The sequence below is a fragment of the Bartonella sp. AP58NXGY genome (genome assembly GCF_042195785.1).
GTDB lineage: Bacteria > Pseudomonadota > Alphaproteobacteria > Rhizobiales > Rhizobiaceae > Bartonella.
The window spans coordinates 1-1,205 of sequence record NZ_JBHIOY010000084.1 but is presented as its reverse complement, the minus strand read 5'-3'; the positions used below and the strand labels follow the sequence as shown (position 1 = coordinate 1,205).

The following is a 1,205-nucleotide window of genomic DNA, read 5'->3' as shown; positions in this document are numbered from 1 at the left end:
TCATTATCATCTTCAGGCGCGTGCCCTTTTGCATACATCGCCTTAATCATTTCTACTTTTGAGGCGTTTCCTTTTCCTGTCGTTGCTTTCTTAATTGTGCTAACAGGAATGCCTTCATACGGTATCTGATGATGTTCACACCACGCCGTTAAGGTTGCTAACAAACCGCCATACACATGGGCTGCATCAGTACCGATATGCCGGCGTACTTCTTCAAAATACACGGCATCAATGCCGCCTACTGCCTGCTTTATTTCTGATAGACATCTCTTAAAGCGTAAGTAACGCATACCACCGCCTTCAAAACGACGTGGCTGGAAATTCATGACACCACTGACGATGTGACCATCAGCACCACAAATAGCCCAGCCAGTCTTGATGCCTAGATCAAGACAGAGAATGGTTCGCGTGTTATTGATCATAATCCCCCCTTAGGCTCTACGTATTTATATGCGTGCTGTGACAGAGCGCATTGCGATTGCCTGTCTTGCAAAAATGTTTGTGAAAAAGTATTCTCCCAACGATTTTAAAAAATTGGGGGGGGAGTTATGATGCAAGAATGGATAAAGATATTTCTTACGGGTTTCCTGTCATTTATCGGATCACTTTCAGTAGCGCTTATTTTAAGATGCAAAGACCGTAAAGAAGCCGCAAAAAAACGAGCACAAGATAAGAAATGGGTAATCAAGAAATTTGCAGAAAGCGAAAAACAAACTGCAGCTCTTGAAGAGCAAGCAAAATCAACAAAAGATATTGCAAAATGGTCAGAAGAACATATTAAAATTTTGTTAGATAACAAAAGAGTACAGGATTTAGGAACGCCACTTTCCATATATGCAACTGGACCACATTCTCCAACAAAGGACAAGTGGACGCTTCTTTTCTTAAAGGTAGAAAATAATGCACAAACTGTCGTCCATATTTTAAATATAAAGCTAAAAGATAGTTCTCGCTTTATTCTTGGATATGGCATCATATACAAACCTAGGCAAAAAACTTGGCAAATACAATCACCATATGTTAATCCTGACGCGGTTACAGAATCGCGAGTATTCCCTGGCTTCTGTGATAAAGCAAAGAATTTTCGAACGGGACCAGAAATCGATGTTAATATTTCTGTAGCTCCCTCAGAAGGCAAACCTTCAAAAATCCTTATTTTTGTAGCAGCACGTGAAGAAGATATAAAAGACCAAGTTACTTTAATC

The 1,205-nt window shown here is 40.1% G+C and carries 2 protein-coding genes; one reads left to right on the top strand and one right to left on the bottom strand.

Going from position 1 to position 1,205, the window contains the following annotated elements; translation table 11 throughout:
* On the bottom strand, window positions 1-422 hold a 422-nt coding region (locus tag ACFINC_RS09610; protein WP_375617066.1), incomplete at its 3' end, for a crossover junction endodeoxyribonuclease RuvC.
* A gap of 126 nt (window positions 423-548) precedes the next feature.
* Here ACFINC_RS09610 and ACFINC_RS09605 point away from each other — a divergent pair.
* A partial coding sequence (locus ACFINC_RS09605) for a hypothetical protein (protein WP_375617065.1) occupies window positions 549-1,205 on the top strand: 657 nt, incomplete at its 3' end.